General features: G+C 73.1%; 15 protein-coding genes. 9 read left to right on the plus strand and 6 right to left on the minus strand.

Annotation, left to right across the window (positions count from 1 at the left end):
• The 3 genes from ACZ7PG_RS30000 to ACZ7PG_RS30010 are packed head-to-tail and all read left to right on the plus strand — an operon-like array spanning window position 1 to window position 3,574.
• The gene (locus tag ACZ7PG_RS30000; protein WP_470242472.1) at window positions 1-1,971 is read left to right on the plus strand and encodes a KedN5 family methylcobalamin-dependent radical SAM C-methyltransferase; all 1,971 of its coding nucleotides are present in this window, start codon (window positions 1-3) and stop codon (window positions 1,969-1,971) included.
• A 32-nt stretch (window positions 1,972-2,003) separates the two neighbouring features.
• Window positions 2,004-3,035, plus strand: coding sequence for a methyltransferase (locus ACZ7PG_RS30005; RefSeq protein ID WP_470242473.1), 1,032 nt, complete (start codon window positions 2,004-2,006; stop codon window positions 3,033-3,035).
• Window positions 3,032-3,574, plus strand: coding sequence for a GNAT family N-acetyltransferase (locus ACZ7PG_RS30010; protein WP_470242474.1), 543 nt, complete (start codon window positions 3,032-3,034; stop codon window positions 3,572-3,574). Before ACZ7PG_RS30005 ends, ACZ7PG_RS30010 begins: the two co-directional genes overlap by 4 nt.
• On the opposite strand, the gene ACZ7PG_RS30015 is transcribed toward ACZ7PG_RS30010, so the two are convergent.
• The gene (locus tag ACZ7PG_RS30015) at window positions 3,479-3,841 is read right to left on the minus strand and encodes an ArsR/SmtB family transcription factor (protein ID WP_470242475.1); all 363 of its coding nucleotides are present in this window, start codon (window positions 3,839-3,841) and stop codon (window positions 3,479-3,481) included. The two genes, ACZ7PG_RS30010 and ACZ7PG_RS30015, sit on opposite strands and share 96 nt — an antisense overlap.
• Window positions 3,842-3,973: 132 nt before the next feature.
• Between ACZ7PG_RS30015 and ACZ7PG_RS30020 the strand changes: the two genes are divergently transcribed.
• Window positions 3,974-4,957: an ATP-binding cassette domain-containing protein gene (locus tag ACZ7PG_RS30020; RefSeq protein WP_470242476.1), complete on the plus strand. Its 984-nt coding sequence runs from the start codon at window positions 3,974-3,976 to the stop codon at window positions 4,955-4,957.
• The gene (locus tag ACZ7PG_RS30025; protein WP_470242477.1) at window positions 4,954-5,802 is read left to right on the plus strand and encodes an ABC transporter permease; all 849 of its coding nucleotides are present in this window, start codon (window positions 4,954-4,956) and stop codon (window positions 5,800-5,802) included. Before ACZ7PG_RS30020 ends, ACZ7PG_RS30025 begins: the two co-directional genes overlap by 4 nt.
• Before the next feature lie 15 nt (window positions 5,803-5,817).
• On the opposite strand, the gene ACZ7PG_RS30030 is transcribed toward ACZ7PG_RS30025, so the two are convergent.
• The gene (locus ACZ7PG_RS30030; protein ID WP_470242478.1) at window positions 5,818-7,086 is read right to left on the minus strand and encodes a nucleotide disphospho-sugar-binding domain-containing protein; all 1,269 of its coding nucleotides are present in this window, start codon (window positions 7,084-7,086) and stop codon (window positions 5,818-5,820) included.
• Window positions 7,087-7,231: 145 nt separating this feature from the next.
• On the opposite strand from ACZ7PG_RS30030, the gene ACZ7PG_RS30035 reads away from it, so the two are divergent.
• From ACZ7PG_RS30035 to ACZ7PG_RS30050, 4 genes are all read left to right on the plus strand, one after another.
• Window positions 7,232-8,239: an NAD-dependent epimerase/dehydratase family protein gene (locus ACZ7PG_RS30035; protein WP_470242479.1), complete on the plus strand. Its 1,008-nt coding sequence runs from the start codon at window positions 7,232-7,234 to the stop codon at window positions 8,237-8,239.
• Window positions 8,236-10,179, plus strand: coding sequence for a DUF6239 family natural product biosynthesis protein (locus tag ACZ7PG_RS30040; protein WP_470242480.1), 1,944 nt, complete (start codon window positions 8,236-8,238; stop codon window positions 10,177-10,179). The genes ACZ7PG_RS30035 and ACZ7PG_RS30040 overlap by 4 nt, the downstream gene beginning before the upstream one ends.
• A gap of 72 nt (window positions 10,180-10,251) precedes the next feature.
• Window positions 10,252-12,000: a hypothetical protein gene (locus ACZ7PG_RS30045; RefSeq protein ID WP_470242481.1), complete on the plus strand. Its 1,749-nt coding sequence runs from the start codon at window positions 10,252-10,254 to the stop codon at window positions 11,998-12,000.
• 20 nt (window positions 12,001-12,020) lie between these two features.
• Window positions 12,021-12,731, plus strand: a complete 711-nt coding sequence (locus ACZ7PG_RS30050) for a DUF899 family protein (RefSeq protein WP_470242482.1) — start codon at window positions 12,021-12,023, stop codon at window positions 12,729-12,731.
• A 65-nt stretch (window positions 12,732-12,796) separates the two neighbouring features.
• Here ACZ7PG_RS30050 and ACZ7PG_RS30055 read toward each other — a convergent pair whose 3' ends face one another.
• Genes ACZ7PG_RS30055 through ACZ7PG_RS30070 form a run of 4 tightly spaced genes read right to left on the minus strand, consistent with a single transcriptional unit; the run spans window position 12,797 to window position 21,382 of the window.
• On the minus strand, window positions 12,797-13,210 hold the full coding sequence (locus ACZ7PG_RS30055; RefSeq protein ID WP_470242483.1) for an acyl-CoA thioesterase: 414 nt from the start codon (window positions 13,208-13,210) through the stop codon (window positions 12,797-12,799).
• A complete protein-coding gene (locus ACZ7PG_RS30060; protein WP_470242484.1) occupies window positions 13,207-18,495 on the minus strand; it encodes an SDR family NAD(P)-dependent oxidoreductase in 5,289 nt (1,762 codons plus the stop codon). The genes ACZ7PG_RS30055 and ACZ7PG_RS30060 overlap by 4 nt, the downstream gene beginning before the upstream one ends.
• Entirely contained in the window at window positions 18,492-19,493 is a 1,002-nt protein-coding gene (locus ACZ7PG_RS30065) for an enediyne biosynthesis protein UnbU (RefSeq protein WP_470242485.1), read from the minus strand. The genes ACZ7PG_RS30060 and ACZ7PG_RS30065 overlap by 4 nt, the downstream gene beginning before the upstream one ends.
• Window positions 19,490-21,382: a CRTAC1 family protein gene (locus ACZ7PG_RS30070; protein ID WP_470242486.1), complete on the minus strand. Its 1,893-nt coding sequence runs from the start codon at window positions 21,380-21,382 to the stop codon at window positions 19,490-19,492. Before ACZ7PG_RS30070 ends, ACZ7PG_RS30065 begins: the two co-directional genes overlap by 4 nt.
• Between the last annotated feature and the right edge of the window lies 1 nt (window position 21,383).

Below are 21,383 nucleotides of genomic sequence, written 5' to 3' on the forward strand. Positions count from 1 at the left end.
ATGACGAACACCGCGAAGGCCAGCGTCTTCCTCGTCCAGCAGGGAATCTGGGAGACCCCGCTGGAGTCGATGCCGCTCGCGTCGGGGTACCTCAAGGCGACCGCGCTCGCCGACGACACCATCCGGCCCCGGGCCGACATCCGGATCCTGAACTTCAAGGGCGGCGCCACGGCGTCGACGATGGCCCACGAGCTGTTCGGCGGGGACCTGCCGGACGTGCTCGCGTTCTCCGTGCTGGGGTGGAACCACCGCACTTTCGGCCTCCTCGCGGAGACCTTCAAGCAGCTGAAGCCCGGCGGCTGGGTGGTCTTCGGCGGCACCCACGTCGCCCACCAGGCCGAGCGGGTCTTCCGGCTGTGGCCGGAGGTCGACGTCGTGGTCGACGGCGAAGGCGAGTTCATCTTCCGCGACCTCCTGCGCGCCTACCTCGACGGCACCGGCCCGCGCGACCTCGGGGCGATCACCGGACTGTCCTATCGGGACACCACGGGCGCCGCGGTGACGAACGACGCCCGGGAGCGGGTCCAGGACCTCGACGAGATCTCCTCACCGTTCCTCAGCGGGGCCATGGAGCTCACCGACGGCGACGGCCGCTTCCGCTACGACGTCGCCCTGATGGAGACCAACCGGGGCTGCCCGTACAAGTGCGCGTTCTGCTTCTGGGGCGGCGCGACCGGCCAGCGGGTGCGCGCGTTCTCGCGCGAGCGGCTGCGCGCGGAGCTCGAGTTGTTCGCCAAGCACCGGGTGCACACGATCGTCCTCTGCGACGCCAACTTCGGCATGCTCCGCAGCGACGTCGAGTTCGTCGACGACATGATCGACCTGCGCGACCGCTACGGGTTCCCGCGCGCGCTCGAGACGTCCTGGGCGAAGAACAAGTCGAAGGTGTTCTACGAAATCGTCACCAAGATGAAGAACGCCGGCATGCAGAGCTCCTTCACCCTCTCGTTGCAGACCCTCGACGAGGACGCGCTGGACCTGATGAACCGGCGCAACATGAAGGTCAACGAGTGGGAGGACCTCTTCGCCTGGTTGAGCGAGCAGGGCATCGACTGCTACGCGGAACTCATCTGGGGCGCGCCCGGCGAAACCCCGCAGTCCTTCATGGACGGTTACGACCGGCTGGCGGCCAAGGTGTCCCGGATCGCGGTCTACCCCATGTTGATGCTGCCGAACACCGCCTACACCGACCGGAAGGCGGACTTCGGCATCGTCTCGGTCCGGGGCGACACCGACGACTTCCAGTACGTGCTGTCGAACAACACCGTCACCATCGCGGAGAACCGGCGGATGCACCGGTTCCTGTTCTGGGCCAGGGTGGTCGCCGAGATGGCCGTGTTCCGGCACATCTGGGCGGGCCTGCGCGTGCTCGGCGGGATGCCGCAGTCGACGGTGCTGCGCAGCCTGGACGCCTGGTTCGAGGCGGTCGACGACCCCGGCGCGGAACCACTGCAGGCGATCACCGCCGGCGCGGTGTTCGGCGCGGACCAGTTCGGCGACGGCGTCCGCTTCTTCTACACGAACCCGGCGGCCAAAGGACTGCTCCGGCGGTGGTGGGCCGAAGCCGTCCGGCCGGGGCTGCCCGCCGCGGTCACCCCGGTGCTGGACGAGATGTTCCGCTACGACCTGCTCACCCAGCCCATCTGCGTCAAGGGCGACGAAGCGGACCCGGCGGACCGGCAGACGCTGGAGACCACGACCGTGCGCGACGAGTCGTACTACGTGCGCCCCGGCGTCTCGTGGGTCTTCGACGTCCCGGCGATCTTCGACGACCTCCGGGCCGGCCACGAACCGGACCTGCGCCCGTCCCCGGTCACCGTCGACCTCTACTACCGCGTGGACGCGGAGAACGCGGTCAACTCGACCAACCACGAAGTGATCGTCCACTACATGGGCATGCCCGCCGAGGTCGTCCTGGCCAACGCGGCGGCCGGGGCGGTTTCCACGGCGCCACCGGGGAACTGCGGCTGACCCGGGCACCCGGGGGAAGGGGAACCTGCACCGTGACCACCGAGGACCGGGCTCCGGCGCCGGACGTGACACCGCTGGTTTCGATCGCTTCGGGGTTCTTCGCGGCGAACGTCCTCGCGGCGGCGATCGAGCTCGACCTGTTCACCACGCTTTCCGTGCCGCGGACGGCGTCCGAGGTGCTGGAGAAGACCGGGCTGGCGCCGTTGCGCGGGCGGTTGTTCCTCGACGCCTGCGCGGACCTCGGCCTGCTCGTCCGCGACGACGACGGGCGCTACCGCGACAGCCCGGCGGCCGCCGGGTTCCTGCTGCCCGGCCCGTCCTGCTACTTCGGGAACTTCGGTTCGCTGCTGAGCCGGCCGAACCACCTGCCGTGGCACCGGCTGACGGAACTGCTGCGGAGCGACGAGTCCTGGTCCCACACTCCGGCGGCGGGCGCCGCGTCCGCGTGGGACGACCCCGCCGCCGCGCTCGTGCGCACGTTCTGGCCCGCCGTCCGCCCGGTCTCGGAGGAAGCCGGGCACGCGCTCGGCCGGGTCGTGGACTTCGGCGGGGTGCGGCGGCTGCTCGACGTCGCCGGCGGCAGCGCCCCGTACACGATCGCCCTCTGCACCGACCACCCGCACCTGCACGCGACCGTCTACGAGATGCCCTGGGTGGGCGACCTCGCCGGCGCCCGGATCGCCGAGGCCGGGCTGACCGACCGGATCACGGTGGCCACCGGCGACTTCCTGGTCGACGAGCTGCCGGGCGGGCACGACGGCGCGCTCGTGGCCAGCGTCCTGCACAGCTGGGCCCCCGACGCCGCGGCCGCGCTGCTGCGCAAGATCCACCGCGCCCTCACCCCCGGCGGGCTCGTCGTGCTGGTCGCGCCGCTGCACGAACCCGGCGACGAGCCGGGGTCGGCGCTGCTGCGCCTGGCGATGGAGCTGGAGACCACCGCCGGGCCGGCCTACTCGACCGTCGACCAGCTGCGGGCGCTCGCCCAGGCCGGGTTCGTGGACGCGACCGTGCGCCGGCTGCCCGGGCGGCGGGTCGGCACGGACGTCGTCACGGCCTTCCGGTGACCGCCGGGTTCACCGGCCGGATCCGGGGCGCGGGAACCGGTGACGTCCCCGCGATCACCGAGATCTACAACCAGGCCGTGCGCGAGGGGACGGCGACCTGCGACCTCAGCGACGTCGCCCCGGCGGACCGGGCGGACTGGCTGGAGCGGCACCGGCACCGGCACGGCGTCTGGGTGGCGGACCTCGAGGGCGTGGTGGCCGGCTGGGTACTGCTGGCACCGTACGACGCGAAACCGTGCTTCCACCGCACGGCCACCTTCTCGACCTACGTGCGCCGGGAGCAGCGGCACCGCGGTGTCGGCACGGCGCTTCGGCGGCACATGATCGGCGAAGCGCGAGAACGCGGGTTGCACGCGCTGGTCAACCGGGTCTGGGCGACCAACGAGGCCAGCATCGCACTCGCCAAGCAGTTCGGCTTCCGGCAGGTCGCGCACCTGCCGGAGCTAGTCGAGATCGGCGGGCAGTACGTCGACTGCCTGCTGTTCGAGCTGCTGCTCGACCGGCTCGGCCCCGCCGAGGTGCCGTTCCATGACGTCTAGCCGGTCCGACCAGAACTTCCGGTAGTCACTGAGCCATTCGTCGATCCGGCGCAGCGGCTCCGGGCACAGTTCGTAGAACCGGCGCTGGGCGTCCTGCCGCACCGTCACGAAGCCGGCTTCCCGCAACACTCGCAAGTGTTTCGAGATCGTCGGCTGGCTGAGCGGCAGGAGCCCGACGAGCTCGCCGACGGACCGGGGCCGGTCGAGGAGGAGGGCGAGGATCCGCCGCCGCGTGGGGTCCGCCAGGACTCCGAAGGCCCTACTCACCCGCACCTCCCGGTATTGACCGACTTGATACCCGATGGGTTATATTACCAGTTGGGTATGTACAAGTCGGGAAACCGACACCGATCGCCGGGAAGCAGCACGGGTCCCGTCCCTCACCGCAGGAGGACAGCAGTGACCGAGCACTCCCTCGCCATCGAGGCGTCCGGTCTGGTCAAGCACTTCGGGAAGGTCACGGCGGTCGACGGCATCGACCTCGCCGTGCCCCCCGGCACGGTGTACGGCGTGCTGGGGCCCAACGGAGCGGGGAAGACCACCACCACCCGGATCCTCGCCACCCTGCTCCACCCCGACGCCGGCACGGCGAAGGTGTTCGGCCACGACGTCGTGCACGAGTCCGCCGCGGTGCGCGACCGGGTCAGCCTGACCGGCCAGTTCGCGGCGGTGGACGACCAGCTGACCGGGCTGGAGAACCTCGTCGTGGTGGCCCGGCTGCTCGGTTTCCGCGGCCAGGCCGCCAAGACCCGCGCCGAAGAGCTGCTGGCGGCCTTCGACCTGACGGAGGCCGCGGGGCGCCTCGTCGGTACCTACTCCGGCGGCATGCAGCGCCGGATCGACGTCGCCGCCAGCCTGGTGCTCACCCCGGACCTGCTGTTCCTCGACGAACCGACGACCGGGCTCGACCCGCAGAGCAGGCACCAGGTCTGGCGGATCATCCGGACGCTGGTGAACGGCGGCACCACGGTCCTGCTCACCACCCAGTACCTCGACGAGGCCGACCGGCTCAGCGACCGGGTCGCCGTGATCGACGCCGGCAAGGTGATCGCCGAGGGCACGCCGGCGGAGCTCAAGGCCGCCACCGGGACGGCCACCATCCGGCTCACCGTGGCCGACGCGGGCCGCGTGAGCGAAGCGCAGCAGGTCCTCGGCGACCACGTCGACGGCACCGCGGTCGACGCGGCCGACAACGGCACCAGCACCCTCAGCGGCCGCACCTCCGCGCCCGGCCGCGTCACCGACGCACTGGCGGAGCTGTCCCGGCGGGACATCGCGGTCACGGAACTCACGTTCGGCCCACCCAGCCTCGACGAGGTGTTCCTCGCCCTGACCGGCCACACGACCGCCGGCGACACCGGCACCAAGGAGGACGTGGCATGACCGTCTCCGAGACCCACTCCGACATCGCCACCAACGACGAAACCCTCGGCCGGGCCTTGTTCTCCGCGCAGCGGCCGGATCGGCCCGGCGCCCTGTCGGCGTCGATCACGTTCGGCAAACGCGCCCTGCTCCGGATCGGTCACGCCCCGCAGGACCTGGTCATCCTGGCCCTGTTCCCGATCATGTTCACGCTGCTGTTCACCTACCTCTTCGGGGGCGCGATCGCCGGCTCGACCGGCGACTACCTCCAGTACGTGCTGCCCGGGGTCGTCGTGATGACGGTCGTGATGATGACCCCGCAGGTCGGGATCGCGCTCAACACCGAGGTCGGCAAGGGCATCTTCGACCGGTTCCGCACCCTGCCCATCTGGCAGCCGTCGGCACTGGTGGGCGCGCTCTTCGGGGACGCGGTGCGCTACCTGCTGAGCTCGGTCGTCGTGGTCGCCTTCGGGCTGCTCATCGGCTTCCGGCCGGCGGGCGGGTTCCTCGGGGTCCTGCTCGCCCTGCTGGTGCTGCAGGTGTTCGCGTTCAGCCTGGCCTGGGCATGGGTCCTGCTGGGGATGACGGTGAAGACCCCGTCGTCCCTGCAGCAGCTCAGCACGGCGATCCAGTTCCCGCTGATGTTCGCCAGCAACCTGTTCGTCTCACCGGACACCATGCCGGGCTGGCTGCGCGCGATCGTCAACGTCAACCCGATCAGCGCGGCGGGCACGGCCACCCGCGGCCTGATGAACGACACCGTCACCAGCGGTCAGCTGACCTGGGCGGCCATCGCCTGCGGCGCGCTGATCGTGCTGTTCGCGCCCGCCGCAATGGTGAAGTACCTGTCCCGCGGCAAACGGTGACCGCGCGGGGCACCGTCACCGGCGGTGCCCCGCGATCAGCTCCACGAGCAGCGGAACGATGTCCGCGGGGGCCGGCAGCAGCAGGGTCCGGGCGTGCAGTTCTGCCGCCCCGGAACGGAAACCCGGTTCGTCGAGCACCCGGCACAGCTGTTTGCGGACGACGTCCGCGCCACTGCCCGGCTCCACCACCAGGCCCGCGCCCGCGGCGGCCACGTACCGGCCCATCGCCGCGTAGTCCAGTCCCTCCTGCGGGTCGACCAGCTGCGGCACCTCGTGGGCCACCGCGGCCGCCACCGTGTGCGCGCCGCCGTGGTGAACGATCGCGTCGCAGACGGGCAGCAGCAGGTCCAGCGGCAGGTAGCCGATCGGGCGCACGTTGCCGGGCACGGCACCCACCGTGCCGAGCTGCTCGGCGCTCATCGTCGTGACGACTTCGGCGTCGACCTCGGCCACGGCCTCGAAGAGCTCGGCCAGCGGCACCGCCCGCTCGATCAAGTCTTCGCGCGGCGTGACGCCCATCGAAACGCAGACGCGGCGTCGCCTCCGGGGTTCGGCCAGCCAGTCCGGCACCGCGGCGGCCCCGCCGTAAGGAGTCTGGCGGACGGCGACGGTCCGGGTGGCCGCGGGCAGCCGCAGCTCGGGCACCATCGGGTCGATCGTCCACTGCCCGACGAGCAGGTCCTCCCCGAAGTCCTGCCCGTACCGCCGCAGCGTCGGGGTCATGAGCGCGGCGATCGGATCGTCCGCCCCCGGGTCCCCGGCCCGCAGCGCGGCGCGCAGCCAGCCCACGTAGTCGCGGGTCGACAAGAACCGGGCGTGCGCGGCACCGCAGTCGCGGGCGGCGACCGGCGCGGCGAGGAACAGCGGGTCCCAGAGCACGAGGTCCGGCCGCCAGGACCGGCTCACTTCGACGAGGTCGTCGACCGTCAGCCGCCCCGAACCCGTTGGGGTGACGGGATAGTAGGCCCACAGGGCGGACTGCACGAAGTCGCGCGCGGTGGTCAGCAGCTCCGGGTCCGCCCCGGCCGCGGCCAGCTCGTCGATCGCCGCGTTCAGCCGGTCGTCGGGCACTCGTCCTTCGGTCGCCGCGACGTCGAGGTCCTCGCCGAGCGGGACCGCGGTCAGTGCCTGGGAGGTGATCATTTCGCGCATGTCCCAGAACCCCGCCACACCACGGTGGCTGGCGACGCGGACCTGGTGCCCCGCGACCTCCAGAGCCCGGGCCAGCGGGACGATCGGGTAGAGGTGTCCCCTCGCCGGGATGATGGTGAACAGGACGCGCATCGAAGTCCTCCAGCTGCCGGAATGGGCCCACGGGTGCCGGTCCCCCGTCGGGATGTTACCGCGAAAGCTTCATAAATAAATACCTACAATGCTAGGGTGAGGGCAGCCGAGGAGGTCACCCGTGCCCGACGCGAAGAGTTAGCCGATGGCCAGGATCGTCGTCACGGGCGGCCACGGTTTCATCGGGAGCCACCTGGTCGAACGGCTCGTCCGCGACGGCGGCGACGTCACGGTCTTCGACCCCGCCGGACCCCCGCCCGACTTCCGCCCCGACCGACCGGTCCGCCACGTCCGCGGGGACGTTCTCGACGCGGCCGCGCTGGCCGGGCCGATCACCCGCGGGGTCGACGTCGTCTACCACCTGAGCGCGCGAGTGGGCGTGGACCGCTACCTGGCCGACCCGCTCGAGGTGATCGAGGTGAACGTCTCGGGCACGAAGAACGTCCTGCGCGCCGCCGACGCCGCGGGCGCCAAGGTCGTGCTCGCCAGTAGCAGCGAGGTGTACGGGAAGAACCCCGAGGCGCCCTGGGGCGAGGACGCCGACCGGGTGCTCGGCAGCACCGCGCTCGACCGCTGGTCGTATTCCTCCAGCAAGGCGCTCGCCGAGCACATGGCGTTCGCGTTCGCCCGGCGCCGCGCCCTGCCGGTGGTGATCGTCCGGTACTTCAACGTGTACGGACCTCGCCAGCGACCGGCGCACGTGGTGAGCCAGACGGTGCACCGCGCGCTGCGCGGGCTCGCCCCGCTCGTCTACGACGGCGGCGCGCAGAGCCGGAGCTTCACGTTCGTCGACGACGCGGTCGAGGGGACAGTGCTGGCCGGCACGACCCGCGCGGCGAACGGCCAGTGCTTCAACATCGGCAGCAGCCGCGAGACGGTGATCGGCGAGCTGATCCGGACCGTGTGCGAACTGGCCGGCCTAGCCGAACCACCCGAGCCGGTCGAGACGGACACGGGATTCGGCGACCGGCGCCCGGAAAGTCTCCGACGGGTACCGGACACTCGCAAGGCCGGCGGACTGCTGGGCTGGCGTTGCCGGACGCCGTTGCGGGAGGGCCTGGCGGAGACGATCGCCTGGGCCAGGCGCAACCCGTGGTGGCTGGCGACTCCTACGCTCCCGACACCGGCGGGTCTCGTCCGGGAACACGGGTGAGACCGGCCACTGACCCTGGGCACGGCGGCGCGGCGGTACCCAGCGTCTTCGGGCCCGCGCACGACTACGACGACATGGCGGCACCCGGAGTCCTCGGCCCCGTGCACGACCACAACAGCGCGACGGCACCCAGCATCTACGCCGCCGCACACGACCACACCGGCGCAGCGGCACCCAGCGTCCCCGGCCCCGGCCCCGGCCCCGGCCCCGGCCACAATGGCACGGCAGCACCTAACGTCTTCGCCCCCGTGCACGACCACGACGGCGCGACGGCACCCGGCGTCTTCGGCCCCGCGCACGACCACACCGGCGCAGCGGCACCCAGCGTCCTCGGCCCCGGACACGACCACGCCGGCACGGCGGCGCCCGGCATCTGGGGGGCGCTACTCGGCTGTCTGCTGGTCGCCGGCACCCTCGCCGGTGCGGGTTACGCGCTGCTGCAACCGTTCATGCCCCCGGCGAGCCGGCGCGAGCGGCTGGCGGTGGCCGGCGCCGTGGCCGCGGCGGCCGCCGGACTGGTCCTGCTCCCCGGCCCCGGACCCGCACCGGCCACCGTGGCCGCGACGGTCACCTTGGCCGTACCCGTCTTCGTCCTGGGCGCGCGGCCCGGGATGCTCGCCGTCATCGCCCGGTTCGCTGGCTGGCCGCTCTCGGCGGCCACCGGTGCCGCCGTGGCCTTGATGGCCGGCGCCTACTTCACGACGCGGGATCCATTGCAGCAGAAGGAACTCCTGCGTTCAGGCCTGCTCACCGGGCTCACCGCGCTCGGCTGGCTCACCGTCTGCCTCCCCCGCACCCGCCGCTACCGGGTCTTGGCCCGGACGATCGGCGCGAGTCTCGCGATCGCGTCGATCGGTGCGGCGGCCACCGCGGCCGTGCCCGGAGCGGCGTTCCCGCAACGGCCGGGCCTGCCGGTCGCCATCGCGGACGCCGGAGTGCTCATCATCCCGGGGCGGGACGGCCGCGGTCTCGTCCACGTGACCGCCGACGGCACGCGCGTCGGCACCACACCGGACACCCTCGTCACCCCGTCACCCCGGCCCGGGACGACCGGCGGCTGGGCGGAGGTGCGGCTGCCGGCCGGACACGGAACGCTGTGGGCGGAACGCAACGGGCAGTGGACATCGGTGCCCGTCCCCACCGGCGAGCCGGCATCGGTGCCGGACCTGCGGGGCCCCGACGCGGCCGAGTGTGCCAGCGCGTGGCTGGGCACCCTGCTCGCCGGCGACCCCGGCGAGCCCAGCGAACCCGGCAACCCCGGCGGAACCGGTGAGCCCAGCGCACCCAGCGGACCCGGCGAGCCCAGCGGAACCGGCGACCCCGGCAACCCCGGCGCCCCAACCTGCCCAGCCGATCACCTGCGCACCCCCGACGCCACGGCATTACGAGCCACCCTCGGGTTCCTGGCCGGCCGCGGCGACCACACCCTCACCCTGATCACCGACGACTCACCACGCTCAGCCGCGGCCGAAGCCCTGGTCCGATCCACCGCCACTCGACTCGGTCTCACCGTCTCCCCACCGACCCGGCCACTCGGGCCGCTCGTGATCGTCGCCGGCTGGACCCGCACCGAAGCCGTCCTGCGCGACGTGGCCGCGGGACGACTTCCCGGCCGCGGCAGCTACCTCGCGCCGTGGCTCCTCACGCCACCCCTGCTCGAAATCCCCGCCGGACAGCTGCTGCCGCTCGACTTCTCCCCGGCCGGCCCGGAAGCCTTCGCCTACCGCTCCGCACTCGACGCGCGCTTCGCAGGAGAAACGCCGTCGTCGTCCGGGTTCGCGGCGTGGTCGGCGACCGGACCTCCCGGCCCCCTCCGCATCTACGCGGCCTCGCGGATCAATGTGGACTTCACCGCGCCCGCCCACGGGCACGACACCCGGGGCGGCTGGCTGCCCGGCGGTGCGATCACCGCCGTCAGCGGGGCTCTGTCCGCATCGTGAGCGGGGTTCCCAAGCCTCCACAGTCGATATATATTACCTAAGTAACTTGTCCCGCACGCGCGAGGAGAAGCGATGCAGGTGCGATCGCGATCAACGGTCATCCGGGCGACGGCGGTCTGGACCGCACTCGTCGCCGTCGCGAGCGGGGTGCTCGCCGGCTCCGCGGGCACCGCGGCCGCCGCACCGGCCGTGAGCGTCGGCTCCCGGTTCGTGGACGCGGACGGGACCGCCTACGGCATCACCAACCACCTCACCGCGGAGACGTTCTCCGCGCCGTACCACCGCTTGCGGCACGAGTACCTGCTCGTCTGGGCGGGTGCGGCGACCGAGAACGCGCCGGACTTCCTCGCGGTCGTCGACGCCACCGCCGGCACGCCCGGCTACGGACGGGTCGTCAACACCGTCACGATCGACAACCAGACCGGCAACGAGCCGCACCACATGCAGTACGTGTGGCACAAGGGACAGAAGATCTACGCCGGCGGCCTGGTCTCCGACACGACGTACGTGTTCGACGCGACCCGGCTGCCCCAGCTCAGCCTCAGCGGAGTCGTCCGGCCCACCGACACACCGTGCGGTTCCGCGCCCGACGCCTTCGCCGTGCTGAAGGACGGCACGGCGTACGGGACCAACATGGGCGGCCCGGACGTCACCGGTGACTGCCGCTACTCCGACGGCCAAGTCCGCACCGGCAACGGGTTCGCCGGCTCGCCCGGCGAGATCGTCCACATCGGACCGGACGGGCGCGTGCTCAGCGAGATGCCGGCCGCCACCGCCGACGGCGAGGACCCGGTGCGCTGCCCGAACGTTCCGGCGCTGCCGCAGCCCAGCTGCGCCAATCCGCACGGGATCCAGGCTCGCGAAGACCTCGACCGGCTCGTCACGACCGACTTCGCGGAGATCCGCAACCTGATCGGGCTGTCCCCGACGACCCCGCCGCTGGACCCCAACCTGGCTCGGGACACCGTGCGCTTCTTCGACATCGCCGACCGCAACCGGCCGCGCCTGGTCGCGGTGTCGCACCTGCCGGTCGGCCCGCGCCACGACGCGGACCCCAGCACGGCCGAACCCCGGGCGGTGATGGAACCGGCGGTCACCAACCTGCCCGGGCACCGCGGCGCCTTCGCCTCGACCTCCGGCGGCGGAGCGGTCTTCTACACCCCGGACATCACCGCGAAGGACCCGCAGTGGCAGGAGGTCTTCGACGACGAGGCGGCGTTCCGCTCGCTCTTCCCGCGGGACACCCCGACCTCCGACGGCGACGGCGGCGGTTGGCTGGCCGTCTCCCCCGACGACCGGTTCCTGTTCCACGTCGTGCTGACCGGCGGCGTGAAGTCGCCGGGGGAACGAGAGACCGGCATGCTGTTCGCCCTGGACATCCAGGCGCTGCTGCGATCGGGCCCGGCGCCGAAGTGCCGGGTGGACACGCTCGCCGAGGTCGCCGCGGGCGGCGCCGAGCGGGACTGCCCCCGGCTCACCAACGCGGTCCCCATCCGGGACGTCACGACCGGCGGGCCGCACTGGGCCGCGATGGACAACTTCCGGCTCGGCGCCGACGGCCGGTACCACGAATCCGCGCAGATCAGCAGGCTCGCGACGTCGAACTACTTCGCCGCGCTGACCGGTGTGGACGGCGACCACCGGATCTGCATGACCTCGGTCGGTCCCGACGGGCGGCTGCGCCCGGACCCGGCCTTCCGGGACGAGGTCACCCACCGGTCGTGCGTCGCCTTCGACCGGCAGTCCTGGCCGCACGGCGAAACCGGCCCGGCGCGGCCGCACGGTCTACTGTTCGTGGTGGCCGACGCCGACCTCCGCTGACGAAGGGATCCGGACGGGCGATGGACACGACCGAAGACAGCGATATGGAGCCGATGTGGCCGGTCGGCGCGGACGCCGATTACGTCGCGGCCCGCGTCGAGCTCGCCAAGGCCGAACGGCTCCTGCGCGACCGGATCGAAGAGGTGGCCGCGGCCCGCCGGCGCCTGCCGCCGGGCCTGGTGCTGCCGGACTACCGGCTCGCCGAAGGCCCGCCCGACTTCGGCTTGCGGTCCCCGGTGTGGGAAACCCGCCTGCGCGACCTCTTCGGCGAACACCGCACGCTCGTCGTCTACCACCTGATGTTCGAGCCGTCGGCGGCGGAGGCCTGCCCGATGTGCTCGATGTGGGTGGACGGCTTCCACGGCGTCGCGCACCACGTCACCCGGCACGCCGCGTTCGCGGTGGTGGCGAAGGCGCCGCTGCCGAAGGTCCGCGCCTGGGCACTGGGCCGCGGCTGGGACGGGCTCCGGGTGCTTTCCTCGCACGGGACGACGTTCACCGAGGACATGAACGGCGAGCACCGCGACGGCGGGCAGCGGCCGATGGTCAGCGTGTTCACCGCCGAGGAGGACCGGGTACGGCACTTCTACAGCCTGCCCGCCAACTTCCTCGACGACACCGAAGGCGGCATCGACCTGCTGTCGCCGGTGTGGAACCTGCTGGACCTGCTCCCGGCCGGCCGCGGCGACTGGTACGCGGGCAACGACTACGCCGGCCGCACCCGCGGCTGACACCCGGTCCGAGGCGACGCACGGAACCCCGCCCACGGCCGGAATCCCGGCCGCGGGCGCGGCCCTCAGCTGTACGACCGGAGCGCACCCGACAGCTCCGCCGGAATTCTCACCGGCTCGGTCCCGGCCGTCGTCCGCGCGAGGCAAGCCACCGACTGACTGCCCCGCGCGGCCAGCACTCCCGCCCGCAGGAACTCGAAGTCCATCGCGATCCGGTTGCCGGACGTCGTCCGCAGGGTCATCACGACCTCGATCTCGTCGAGGGCGAAGCACTCCGCGTAGTAGTCCATCGCGCACGACACGGTCGCCATCGCGAGCTCGCCCGCCTGGACGGCCTTGAGGACGCTCGGCGCGTGCTCGGCCAGGAACCGCTCGCGGCAGTGGCCCTGCCAGTGCAGATAGTGCGCGAAGTAGACGTTCCCGACGACGTTGGTCTCGTCGAGGGTCACCACGTGCCGGTAGTGGTAGGTGCGGGTCATCCGCGGCTCCTCGTCGCGAAGGTGATGGTGACGGGACCGACGCCGCGCACCCGGGTGCCGGCGGTGACGACGGTGAGCGCACCGGTGCGCTCGACCCGCGGGGACAGGCAGGCGTCCGATTCCGGCACGGGGGTCACCGAAACCCGCGTCACCCCGGTCTCCTCCGCGGTGACCACCAGGTCCTGCTCCACGAGCGCGCTGCTCAGTTCGGCGGGGCCGTCGATCCTGCATTCGATCGCGATCCGGGACAGCCACGGGCCGACCAGCCTCGGCGGCAGGCCGTCCGGCCAGTGCCGGGCTCCCACGTCCCGCAGGCGCAGCCGTTCCCAGCGGGCGACGAGCGTCCCGGCTTCGTCGGACAGCTCCGCGTCGAACACGTATTCGCCGTCGCCGTGGGAGATTTCGCGCGCGTCGACGACCAGCGGACCTTCCGGCCGGGCCCAGGCGGTGAAGCGCCCGGCGCCGACCGGGAGTGCCTTCCGGTGCGGCACGCACGCCAGCAGCACGTGCAGGGTGGCGTCGTGGGCGCCGGGGTCGCCCAGCACCTTCGCCTGGCCGTGGTACTCGGAAAACCAGGAGTCCCCCGAGGTCGGCGCGAGACCGGCCCGCACCCGGAACGCGGTGAGCAGGTCGTACCCGGCGAGCCGGCGGAACCGCCCGTCGTGGAAGAACAACCCGGAGTCGTACCAGGCGTGATCCGGTTTCGCGGACGGCCCGCGGTAGGCCGCGGGCGCCTCCGGTCGCGGCGCCGCCGGCTCCACCACGGCCGTGACGCGGTCGGTGGCGAACCGGTCGCCGCGCTCGCGCAGCACGACCGCCACGCCGGCCGGCCCGGAGAGGGCAGCCGTGCGGATGGTCGCCCCGGTCGTGCGGCCGGCGGTGACCGGGGCGCGCAGCTCGACGTCGGCCAGTGCCACCGGCAGCGAAGTGCCGCGCAGCGGAGCCGCGGTCTGCGCGAGCGCCTCCAGCCCGAGGACCGCGGGCAGCACCGGCGTGCCGTCGATCACGTGCTCGGCGAGGTACGGATCGGCGCCGAGCGAGAGATCCGCTTCCTGGACGACCTCGACTCCGGGCACGTGCACCAGCGACCGTTCGGCGAACCGGAGCGACGTCGCCGGCTCCGAGCCGGCGGGCAGCGTGGGCGAGCCGGGGAACCGGGAGGTCAGCAGCACGCTCACCGGAGCGTCTTCGTCGGCGAGCAGCTCGATCAGCGCCCGCGCGCCCAGCTCGGGCGTGATCGCGGTGACGCCGGTGCGGCGCAGCGTGTCCAGCACGTCCATCCGCACCCCCATCCCCAGCTCGGACCACACCGACCACTCCAGGACGTGGCAGCGGACGCCGGGGTGCCGCTCGGCCCAGCGCTCGAGGTCGACCCGGAGCCAGTCGTTCGCGACGCAGTACTCGGCCTGGCCGGCCAGGCCGGCGCGGCCGATGATCGACCCGAAGCCCAGCACCAGGCTCAGGCCGTCGCAGGCCTGCTCGAGGAGGGTGCGCAGGCCGGTCACCTTGGGGCGCAGGGTTCCCGCCAGGGTCGCGGCGGTGACGTCGGCGAGGCGGTGGGGCTCGTTGACCGCGGCGCCGTGGAGCAGGCCGCGCAGCTCGCCGTGGCCGCGCGCGGCCGCGAGCAGGCCGGCGACCGCGTCCGCGTCCGTGACGTCGCAGCCGACGTAGTGCGCCGGGACCCGTTCCCGCAGCCGGGCCAGGGCCGCGGCCACCGCGGGGTCGTCCGCGGGGGTGCGCCCGGTGAGCACGAGGGTGGCGCCGGTCAGCTCGGCCAGCTCCGCCGCGAGGAAGGCCGAGATCCCGTGGATCCCGCCCGTTACCAGGCAGACGTCCCCGGCACCCAGGGGCAGCACGGGCTCACCACGGCCGTGCGGACGCCGGGCGCGCAGCTCCGAACGGGCCCACGTGCCGCCGGGTCCGTGCTGCAGTTCGAGGTAGCGTCCGCCGTCGGACAACGTGGCGGGTCCGGCCGGCAGCGGCCCGGCCACGTCGGCCACGACGACCGCCGTGGCCGGCAGTTCGGCGACCAGGCTCCGGCCGAGGCCGGCGGCCGCCGGGTGTCCGTTGTGGACCAGCAGCAGGCGGTCCGGCGGATCGGCGGCAAACCGGCGGCACAGCGCGGCGATCTCGGCCGCACCGGTGTCGTCCGGGAGGGTGACGACGGCGTCGGGCTCCGGGCCGTCCGCCGCCGGTTCGAACGGGACCCACACCGCCTCGAAGGGGCGCACCCAGCCGGCGACGCCGGGCACCCGGTCGTCCTCGGGCGCGCCGGTGACGACGGGCAGTCCCGACAGCGCGGCCGCGGCGTCCCCGACCGTGGCTTCGACGAGCGACATCGGGGTCTCGGGCGGCTTCCGGCCGAGCGTCGTGGCGACGGTGCTGACGAGCTGGACGACCTGCAGCGAGTTCAGGTGCAGGTCGGCGAGCAGGGAGCTCTCCGGAGTGATCGAGCTTTCCGGCAGCTCCAGGGTGTTCACCAGGTGCGTGGTCAGCACCTCGAGCGGCGCGCCGGAACCCGCCCTCTCGGCCGGGGGCACCGCGACCCGGACCGGCGCCGTGGCGTTCGGGCGGCCCGGTGCCGAAGCCCAGCCGGCGCGGTTTTCGCACGGCCCGGCCACGAACGCGGGGACCGCGTCCGGCAGGAGCCTGCGGAACACCCCGCCAGCGAACCACGGGTCGAGGTCCGCCGCACCGGCGGCGGCGAGCGCCGCGGTCGCGAAGGCGTGCCGCCGCGGGTCACCACCACAGTCCAGGCTCGCCACGGGGGTGTCGATTTCGTTGGCGCGCACCAGACCGGCCAGGGTGCTGCCCGGCCCCACCTCGACGAGCAGGTCGCACTCCGCGGCCAGCGCCGTGCTCGCGGACGCGAAGAGGACCGGCAGGGTGAGCTGGTCGACGAGCAGATCGACCAATCCGTCCACAGTGGACGCCAGTTCCTTGCCGGTGACGGTGGAGACCACCCAGCGCACCGGTTCGGCCGTGGGCACCTCGGCGAGGGCGGCCCGCCACGGGCCTTCGACCGGGCCCATCGCCGGGCTGTGGAAACCGTGGGAGACGGGCAGCCGGGTGGCCTCGATCCCGGCCGCGCCCGCGTCGGCGACGACCGTCCCGATCGCGCTCGCCGCACCGGCGACCACCACGCGGGCCGGCGCGTTGTAGCCGGCGATCACCGCACCGGACGGCAGCGGCCCGAGGTCCTCCGCGGTGCAGCCGATGCTCGCCATGGCGGTGCCCGGCAGTCCGTGTTCGGCTATCAGCCTGCCGCGGGTCCGCGCCAGGTCGAGCACCTCGGCCGCGGACCAGGCACCGGCCCAGTGCAGGGCGGTGAGCTCGCCGAGGCTGTGCCCGCACGCCGCCACCGCCACAGTGCCCAGCGCGTCGAGCCAGGCGAGCCCGGCCAGCGACTGCCGGACGATGGCGGGCTGCGCCACCGCGGTGTCCGTCTCGTCGCCGACGGGATCGGGGCGGTTCCCGGGCAGGGCGGTGGCCAGCCGGGAGGTCCACGCGGGCAGCGCGTGCCGGACCGGTGCCGCCTGCCCGGGGAACAACAGCCCGACCCGCGCCGGACGGCCGGAAGCCAGGGTGAAGCCCGCCCGTTCGTCAAGCAGCAACTTGCCGTCCCAGTTCTCCGTCGCGGTGGCCGCGGCCGCCGCCGCCGCGGCGAGGTCCTCCGGCCGGGTCGCCACCAGGGCGACCCGGAACGGTTCGCCGCCGGTGCCCTCGCGCCACGTCGTGGCCGCGATGTCGCCGAGTTCCGCGGCGCTCAGCCGGCCGGCGGTGCCGGCGAGCGCGTGCAGGCGGCCGGCGAGCGCGGCCGGGCTGACCGCGCCGAACACCACGATCTCGGCCGGACCCGGGCGGGCCGCCAGCCGCCGCACCTGGGCGGGCAGCACGGGCGGCACGGCGACCGGCTCGCCTTCCAGCACGACGTGGGTGTTGATCCCCCCGAACCCCATGGAGGACACCGCGGCCCTCGGCACGTCCGACGTCCAGGCCTCGGGTCCGGCCAGCACGCGCAGCGCGGGAGCCGGGCCACGCAGCAGCTCGTGCGGCCGGACGCACCCGGTGGTCGGCGGCAGGACGCGGTGCGCGGTGGCCAGCGCCGCCTTGATAAGCCCGGCCACCCCGGCCGCCGCCTTCGTGTGCCCGATGTTGGCCTTGATGGAGCCGAGCGCGGCCGGCGGTGCCCCGTCGCGGACGGCGGTCAGGGCGCCGAGCTCCGTGCGGTCGCCGACCTCGGTCCCGGTCCCGTGGCCTTCGACCAGCTGCACCGCGCCCGGCGCGAAGCCGGCTTTCCGGTACGCGCGCCGCATGGCGAGCTCCTGGCCCCGCCGCTCCGGGCGGCTCAACGAGCCGGCCCCGTCCGAAGCGGACGCCCAGCCGACGATGTGCGCGTAGCTGCGGACGCCGGCGCGGTCGGCGTCCTCGGCCCGCATCAGCGCCACGATGCCGCACCCCTCCCCCGGCAGGAAGCCGGTCGGGTCGGCGTCGTAGACCCGCATCTCCTCCCCGGCGAGCGCGCCCAGCCGGGAGAACCCGACCAGCTCCAGGGGATCGAGCGACATGTCGACACCGCCGGCCAGCACGTAGTCGCACTCGCCGTCGACGAGCGCGCGACAGCCGCTCATCACGGCCAGCAGGCTCGACGAACAGGCGCCGTCCACGGTGTACCCGGTCCCGTGCAGGTCGAAGTGGTTGCACACCCGGCCGGCGACGGTGTTCGCGAGCGCTCCGGTGAGGGTCTCGTCGCCCGGCACCGGGAACGGCTGCTTCACCAGTTCTTCCAGCCGGGCCAGTACTTCGCCGGCGAGCCCGGCGTCCGCGCCGGTGTCGCGCAGCGCCGTCGCGGCCGCGGCGGCGATGAACGGCCAGCGGAACCGCAAGGTGGCCGCGCGGGTGAACTCGCCGCCGAGGGAGTTGCCGAGGATTACGCCGACGGCATCGCGGTCCAGCCCGGCGGCGTCCGGATGGCCGGAGTCGGCCAAGGCTTCGGCCGCGGTCTCCAGCGCGAGCCAGTGGGTCAGGTCGGCGGCCCGGAAGAGCGGCCCCGGGATCCCGAACCGGCCCCGGTCGAACTCCCAGTCCCGCAGGACCCCGGCGTGGGTCAGGTAGCTCAGCTCCACGTCGGCGCGCTCGCCGCGGTAGGCGTCCGACAGCCGGACGTCCGGGAGGCGCCGGAAGGCCCGTCGCCGCCCGAGCACGTTGTGCCACAGCTGTTCCGGGGACACGGCGTCCGGATAGCGGCAGGCCAGCCCGACGATCGCGATCCGACCGCCGGTCATCTGGATGCCCCGGCGGTCGCGAGCTCCTTCTCCGCGGGCACCGCTTCCCGGCGCTTCCGTTGTTCGGCGACGACCAGCACGACCGCGCGCAGCACGCACGTGATCACCAGCGCGAAGAAGAAGCCGAACACCACGCCGAACACCACGAGCAGGCCGTACACCAGTGCGGTGGTCGCGCCGTAGACGACCTGGTTGCGCGGCTTCACCGGGGTCGTCGACGGGTCGGTGATCATGTAGTTGGTGTAGATCACGAACGCCAGCCCGGTCATCGGGAGCAGCGCGCCGGCCAGCGCGTGGTCCAGCAGCAGCCAGCGCAGCACGGCCTGCGCCAGGAAACCGCCCACCCAGCCCAGGATCAACGGCATCTTGCCGGTGAGTCCCACGTTCAGCATCGTCCCCGCCGCCAGGATGAACAGCGGGATGAGCCAGTCGAAGGCACCGGTGATGTTGTTGGTGAAGTGGTAGGGCGGAGCGATGCCGACCCACGGGAACAGCAGCAGGGTGACCACGATTCCGGCGTTCGAGGGGTTCAGAACGTGCTTGAGCCGGCCCCCGAGCCGCAGGCGCACGAGGTACTTCGTCGCGTGCGAAACCACGACGGCGAACAGGTAGGGCCAGACCGAGGCGTTGCCGTAGAGCAGCATCGCGCAGGCGAGCGCGGTGATGTGCGGCGGCAGCAGGAAGACCAGCAGGTTGCGCGTCCCGCCGGCGTACTGGGGGCGGCGCCGGTGCGCCCGGCTGTCGATGGTCTCGAACAGCAGCGCCACGGCGTAGCTGGTCACCAGCGCGAGCAGCGGGGTCACCGGGGACTGCTCGAACCCGAGGATCAGGTGGCCGGCGATGTTGAAGGCGGTCAGCGACATCGCGAACCGCATCAGCGCCAGCACCCGCTTGTCGGCCGGTGGTTTCGCCACCGCTGCGGGCGGAGCTTCGGGCGCGGAGCGCGGTTGCCGCTCCCGGAGGAGGTCGATCGCCGGGGGCTTCGCAGTGCTGGTCATCGGGTCGCCACCGTTCCGTCCGGCCCGAGGGTCACCACGTGGTGCCCGGGCGTCAGCTGGGTCTGGGCGCGGAGGACGCGCGTCCCGTCGCGCCAGGTGATCGTGACGGGCCGGGGCGTGCCGTCGGGGAGTCCCAGGTGGACGGTCGCCGCCGACACCCCCGCGTGGCCGTTGACGGGGAACAGCTGGGCTTTCTGCGGCCGCGGCCCGCCCACCTCGACGGTCGCCCCGATCGCCGCCCGCATCCCGCCGGCCGCACCGGGCTGCACGAGCTCCAGGTCCGCACCCTGGCCGGCGCGCGGCGAGACATTGCGAAGCAGCACCGAGTCCTCCCACTGGTTGGCTACCAGCGCATCGAGCCGCCCGTCGCCGTCCACGTCACCGAAGGCCAGCCCACGGGTGTTCCACGGATCGGCGATCCCGAGCTCGCCGCTCAGGTCGGCGTAGCGGCCACCGCCGTCGCGGACGTAGAACGGGTTCGGCTGGTGACCCGACAGGTCGTCGCCCAGCCGGAAGTGCGGCCAGGCCTCGGGGTGGTGCAGCAGCTGGTCATTGCCGAGGGCGAGCTCCTGCAGCAGCGCCCACCGGTCGGTGTCGCCCTTGAGGAACCCGGTGGCCTGCATGAGCTGGTCGGTGCCCGAGTTGTCGAAGTCCCCCGCCTTGACATCCCAAGCCCAGCCGCTGCGGGCCAGCCCGAGGTCCTCGCTCCGCTCGTCGTAGGGCAGCCGCCCGGCTCGCAGGTCGGCGGCGCTCCCGGTCGGCACGAACGCGAAGTTGCTCTCCTGCAAGGCATACGGCGTCGTGATGTTGCTGACGACCATCATCGGCAACCCGGTGCCGTCCGGATAGGTGAAGGCGATGCCCATGCCCTTGAAGGAGTCGTACCCGAGCACCTCCGACCGCGGGGTGAGCAGGTCACGGGTGCCCCGGACCTCGGTGAACCGGACGCGCCCGGGGCTCGAGGTGTTGACGAGCAGCTGGTCCGGGCCGAAGTCGTTGGCCACGTACAGGTCCGGCACACCCGTGCCGGACAGCTCCTGCAGCCCGAAGGCGAGCGTCCACGAGCTCGCGGAGTCGGCGGGGAAGGCGGTGCTCGCGTCGGTCAGCAGCGGGGCCTCGCCGGGGCGGCCGGTCGGCCGGGTGAGCAGCAGCCGGTTGGTCCCGGCGTTGCGGGCCTTGCCCAGCGAGTCCTGCATCTGCATGCGGCCGTCGTCGGCCGCCGTGACGTCGAGGACCCGGGCGCCGTCCGGGAAGTAGTTGCCCACCAGCACATCCAGGTGGCCGTCCCCGTCGACGTCGCCGATGTTCGCCGCGCTGGAGTTCCACACCTGCACGGGGGAAACCAGCTCCGTCGCGCGGAAGTCCGCGGCCGCGGGGGCCGCGGCCGACACCCGCTGGTTCAGGAAGAGGACGGGAGAACGACCCCAGTAGTACACGAGGAAGTCGAGCGCACCGTCTTCGTTCAGGTCGGCGGGCACGCAGCCCATCGGCGCCATGGTCGCGTCGTACGGCAGGCCGTCGGGCCGCAGCTGGAACCGCGGGTACGGGGCGGCACTGCCCGGCACGGGCAGCACCGTCACCGAGTCGTCGCGCGGATCGACGAGGCAGGCGTCGCCGGGGTGACCGGCCCGCCGCAGATCCGCGAGCGCGACCGCGGCCCCGACCGCGGAGATCCACGCCCGGATGGGAACGAGACCGGGTGCCACGTCGCGCTGGGCCCGCGCGGCCGGTGGCCGCGTGTTCAGCGGGATCTTCTCGAACGCGAACCGGGCGGCGAGCTCGCGCGCCCCCTCCGCGCCCGGCGCGGGCCGGACGGTCAGCAAACCGGTGCCGGTCACCAGCAGCAAGGCGACCACCGGCAACACGACGGCGCGCCATGAAAAGGACATG

This window comes from Amycolatopsis sp. NPDC114504 (assembly GCF_055633595.1).

What these genes read in the sequence shown, in the direction of transcription:
- ACZ7PG_RS30065 (WP_470242485.1), bottom strand. Translation starts at nt 19,493, where the DNA reads ATGACCAGCACTGCGAAGCCCCCGGCGATCGACCTCCTCCGGGAGCGG.
- ACZ7PG_RS30030 (WP_470242478.1), bottom strand. Translation starts at nt 7,086, where the DNA reads ATGCGCGTCCTGTTCACCATCATCCCGGCGAGGGGACACCTCTACCCG.
- ACZ7PG_RS30035 (WP_470242479.1), top strand. Translation starts at nt 7,232, where the DNA reads ATGGCCAGGATCGTCGTCACGGGCGGCCACGGTTTCATCGGGAGCCAC.
- ACZ7PG_RS30025 (WP_470242477.1), top strand. Translation starts at nt 4,954, where the DNA reads ATGACCGTCTCCGAGACCCACTCCGACATCGCCACCAACGACGAAACC.
- ACZ7PG_RS30045 (WP_470242481.1), top strand. Translation starts at nt 10,252, where the DNA reads ATGCAGGTGCGATCGCGATCAACGGTCATCCGGGCGACGGCGGTCTGG.
- ACZ7PG_RS30050 (WP_470242482.1), top strand. Translation starts at nt 12,021, where the DNA reads ATGGACACGACCGAAGACAGCGATATGGAGCCGATGTGGCCGGTCGGC.
- ACZ7PG_RS30070 (WP_470242486.1), bottom strand. Translation starts at nt 21,382, where the DNA reads ATGTCCTTTTCATGGCGCGCCGTCGTGTTGCCGGTGGTCGCCTTGCTG.
- ACZ7PG_RS30060 (WP_470242484.1), bottom strand. Translation starts at nt 18,495, where the DNA reads ATGACCGGCGGTCGGATCGCGATCGTCGGGCTGGCCTGCCGCTATCCG.
- ACZ7PG_RS30000 (WP_470242472.1), top strand. Translation starts at nt 1, where the DNA reads ATGACGAACACCGCGAAGGCCAGCGTCTTCCTCGTCCAGCAGGGAATC.
- ACZ7PG_RS30055 (WP_470242483.1), bottom strand. Translation starts at nt 13,210, where the DNA reads ATGACCCGCACCTACCACTACCGGCACGTGGTGACCCTCGACGAGACC.